Source organism: Tepidiphilus sp. HLB4 (assembly GCF_054823945.1).
In genome coordinates, this window is sequence record NZ_JSYB01000078.1 from 1 (window position 1) to 4,212 (window position 4,212).

Below are 4,212 nucleotides of genomic sequence, written 5' to 3' on the forward strand. Positions count from 1 at the left end.
GGATCAATGCAATCGTCCGGGACCTGACAGGTAGAACTAAGCAGTTCAGATGTTGCTCAATGGATTTTTTCCAAAAAAATCAACATGCAAGAGAGGCGTAAAGAAGCTTTTTTTTATCGGCACAACGTTTTTCTCCACTTCTTGGACACAACACCCCTAAGACCCCCGTTTCTCGGCGTCTCTGGCGCTCTTCTCAAGCGATTCCTCAACGAAGGATTCCCCCCGCCTGCCGATTCCCCCAGAGTGCAGGAAATTGAACCGCCCCCGCGGGAAGATGTCCGCGAGACGATGCGCGCCATCGTCGCCGGACTGCTCGAAGAGGCGGGCGCGGCGTTTCTGATCGAGCGCCCTACCGAGGCCGAAGTGTCCAAGGCATCGGCCTTGCTCGAGGCCATCGGGCAGCACCGCGGGAAGACCATCGCCCCCAAGACGCTATCGCGCTACCTGAGGAATTGGCTACGCGCCGAGGATTGATCACGTTTGAAACCGGACATGTCCAAGCGGCGGCGGACATGTCCGGAAAACCCGGCTCTTGGTGAAATATCTTTGGTGTCGCGTCAATTCTCTATGGAGCGGCACCATGCAACGTGTTTTATCCCAATCCGAAGTCTGCGAGCTCATCGGCCGCTCGCGTGTATGGGTTTATCGCCACGCGCGCAACGGCACTTTCCCCGCGCCCCGTATGGCCGGTTCCCGGCTCTTTTGGCTGGCCGAAGAAGTCGAAGAATGGCTGCGCACGGCCCCCGTTCCCACGTGGGCGGCCCGGAAGAGGGCGTGAGCGATGGAGGCCCAAAACGAAACGGCCGCCCCGGGTGGAGCTCCCGAGACGGCCGACAAGAACGAATGTACGCTCGCCCAGTATAGCACCCCTTTGACCCTCGTCGTCTTCGAGGCCGACCGTCCCATCACGAAGACGCTGCGGCTCGACGGTAATGGCGAGCTCGACAAGAAAACACCCCCGCAAATGGCGCGCGGCAAGGCGCGACGCTACCGGCTCGAGAATGTCGGCGAGTTCGTCGAGATGCTCGAATTCCTGGAACCCCGGCACGCGCTCGCCTTTGGCGAACCTTGCGACCCGGCGCGCGACGAGTTCGCCGTCGTCACCAAGGACAAGTTGCCCGCTGTGACCACCCCCGGCGTCATCGCCCGCTCGCGCGAGTTCTTCCAATGGGCGAACGCCCCCGGCGTGCTGCTGCTCGACTTCGACGCGCCCAAGGACGGCGAGCCCTTGGGGATCGACGCGGCGCTCGACGCCCTCTTCACGGCGGTGCCCGAGCTCGAGGCCGCCCCGATGGTGATTCGTCCAAGTTCGTCGAGCTGCATTTGGCATGGCGAACGCGAGCTTGCCGGGGTGCGCGGCTTTCACATCTACGTCATCGTCGCGGACGCGCGGCGCATCCCCGAGCTTGGCGAGACGATCAAAGGGCGCCTGTGGCTGGCGGGCTTCGGGCGCTATGAAGTGTCGAAGTCTGGCGCCCTGCTCGAGCGAACCTTGGTCGACGCCAGCGTGTGGCAACCCGAGCGACTCGTCTTCGCGGCGGGTGCGCACTGCATCGCCCCGCTCGAACAGCGGCGCGGCCCGCCGATCGTGCGCCACCCCGAGGCGCCCCCACTCGACGGCCTGCCCCCGCTCACCCAAAGCGAGCGAAAGCGGATCGACGAGGTGCAGCACGTGGCCCGCCAAGCCGTCGCCCCGCTGGCGCGCGAGAAACGCGAAGCCTTCATGCAAGAGCTCGCGGACGAGCTCTCGGACGGCACCGACTTAGAGCACGCGGCGCATCTCGCGCAGCAGGCAATCGAGAAAAAAATCCTGCACGGCGACTTTCCCCTCATCCTCGAGGACGGGCGCACCGTCACTGTCGGCGAGGTGCTCGACCATCGCGCCAGATACCACGGCGCCTTGTGCCATGACCCGCTCGAACCCGACTACGACGGCGGGCGGCTGGTCGGCAAGCTCTTTTTGGTCGGCATGCGACCGACGCTAAAATCGTTTGCTCATGGTGGCTCCACTTACAGGCTCATTCGCGCCCCGCGGCGTGTCGAGATCGTGGGCGGGCGCACGCGCGAGCTTGCCGACTGGCTGCTCGAGTATCTGCGCAAATCCGACGACGTCTTTGATTTTGGCAGCGAGCTTGCCACCGTCAGCGAAGGCCGCGTGATCCCCTTCAAGCGCGAGCGGCTGGCGTACTATCTCGGCGGCGAGTTCCAGTTCTTCGGCAAAAAGAAACAGAGAGACGGAAGCATCGTCGATGAAGACCGCGACCCGCCCCCCAAGGTCATCGACACCATGCTCGCGCTTGGCGCCGAGCGCAAGCTGAAACCGCTTGAGGCCGTCGTCTCGGCCCCGTTGGTGCGGCTGGACGGCCAGGTGCTCACGGCCCCCGGCTATGATCACGTCTCGCGCTTGTTCTACGACCCCGGCGCCGAGACGCCCCCGATCGTGCCCGAGGCGCCCACGGCCGAAGAGATCGACGCGGCGCTCGACGCGATCATGGCGCCCTTCGAGTATTTCCCCTTTGCCGGGGTGCTCGACCGTAGCGTGCTGCTGGCGGCGCTACTCTCGGCCGTCGAGCGCCCCGTCCTGCCGACCTGCCCCGGCTTTGGGCTCGACGCGCCCGTGCAAGGCAGCGGCAAGACGCTATTGGCAAGCGCCCTATGCGTGCTCGCCACGGGCGAACCCCCGACGATATGGCCCCACGTCAAGAGCGAACGCGGCGACGACGCCGAAGTGCGCAAGCGCTTGACGACGGCGCTGGTGTCGGGCGAGCGGGCGATCGTGTGGGATAACGTGGTCGGCACCTTCGACAGCGCGGCGCTTGCGGCCACGCTCACGGCCCCCATCTATCGCGACCGCATCCTTGGCGTGAGCGAAGCGGCGAGCGTACCCAATCGCGCCCTATTCTGCGTGACGGGAAACAATCTCATCCTTTCCGGCGACCTGCCCCGGCGCTTCCTCGTCTGCCGGATCGACCCGCAAAGCGAACGCCCCTTCGCGCGGCGCTTCGCCTTCGACCCGGTGGAGCGGGTGCGGCGGCAACGCCAGCGGCTCGCGGCGGCCGCCTGCGTGATCATTCGCGGCTGGCTGAGCTCGAGCGACTACCGCGACGGCATCCGCGCCCCCGGCAGCACGGCATCGTTCGAGCGCTGGGACGAGCTGGTGCGCCAACCCGTCGCGTGGCTCGCCCGGCGCGACCCGCAACACTGGCGCGACCCGATGGACGCCATCACGGGTGCGACGGCCTCCGACCCCGAGCTCGACAGTCTCGGCGACCTGCTCGAGGCGCTGGCCGCGGCCTTTGGCGCCAAGCCCTTCATGACGCGCGACGTGTTCCAGCGGCTCGAAGGCTACGGGCGCGACCCCGAGCTTGCCGAGGCCTTCGCCGCGTTCCTGGGCGGCGAGCCGCGAAGCGCGAAACAAATCGGCCGCCTGCTGCTCTACCGTCGCGACCGTATCGCCCGCGGCTTGATGCTGCGGCGCCTCGGCGACGACCTTCACGAAAAGGTCGCGAGGTGGATCATTCAGCGGGAGGGGTGACCCTCCACTTTTGCGGGTTTGCGCGGGTTTGCGGGGATTGGTGCACTCCAAAAACTTTTCCTGCAAACCCACCGTGCAGGGTTTGCGCGGATTTGCGGGGATGTTTTCCCTCCTTCGCGCGAGGCGAACAAGACCATTTCTATAGGACGTACACAAAAAGGTTTTGGACTGCCGAGAACCCCGCAAATCCGCCAAACCCGCAAAGTTCTCCAAGAGGAAGGTATGACCACGCTTGACGAGCTCTTCATCCGATCCCGGCGGCGCACCGGCGCGGACGACGCCCCGAAGTGCACCGGCACCGACGGCACCGACGGCGCACGAGCCCACAGCGACGGCAGCACCGACGGCACCGACGCCCCCTTCGTCGGCGCACATGCCACCGACGCCCCGCAACGCACCGGCGGCCCGACGACGGCGCCCACGCCCCGGCATGCACGCCCCGCGGCCACCATCGCCGAGGCACGGCCCGCGGCCACCGACGCCACCCCATCCGCCCCGACGCCCCGGCCTGCCGACGACGCCCCCGCCACCACTTGGCGCATCCGCTACATCGACGGCACCGAGCGCGTCATCGCCTTTTCCCCCGCCAAGACGCGCGAAGAGGTGCTGCACGCCGAGGCTGGCGCGGTGGAGGCGGCGGCGCACGCGCCAGGGAAAACGCCACCGGAACGGCCGTT

At 66.4% G+C, this 4,212-nt stretch carries 3 protein-coding genes and 1 pseudogene; all 4 read left to right on the forward strand.

Translation table 11 applies throughout. The features are described from left to right. Positions 1–288: 288 nt before the first annotated feature. Positions 289–474, forward strand: coding sequence for a hypothetical protein (locus OA56_RS09605; protein WP_461584965.1), 186 nt, complete (start codon positions 289–291; stop codon positions 472–474). A gap of 106 nt (positions 475–580) precedes the next feature. Further along, entirely contained in the window at positions 581–778 is a 198-nt protein-coding gene (locus OA56_RS09610; RefSeq protein WP_141056590.1) for a helix-turn-helix transcriptional regulator, read from the forward strand. Between the two features lie 3 nt (positions 779–781). Next, entirely contained in the window at positions 782–3,535 is a 2,754-nt protein-coding gene (locus tag OA56_RS09615) for a hypothetical protein (RefSeq protein ID WP_461584968.1), read from the forward strand. 222 nt (positions 3,536–3,757) lie between these two features. Then, a pseudogene (locus OA56_RS09620) lies at positions 3,758–4,212 on the forward strand (hypothetical protein); the annotation flags it as partial.

Coding starts and splice junctions, on each gene's coding strand:
- OA56_RS09605 (WP_461584965.1), top strand. CDS start 289: ATGCGCGCCATCGTCGCCGGACTGCTCGAAGAGGCGGGCGCGGCGTTT.
- OA56_RS09610 (WP_141056590.1), top strand. CDS start 581: ATGCAACGTGTTTTATCCCAATCCGAAGTCTGCGAGCTCATCGGCCGC.
- OA56_RS09615 (WP_461584968.1), top strand. CDS start 782: ATGGAGGCCCAAAACGAAACGGCCGCCCCGGGTGGAGCTCCCGAGACG.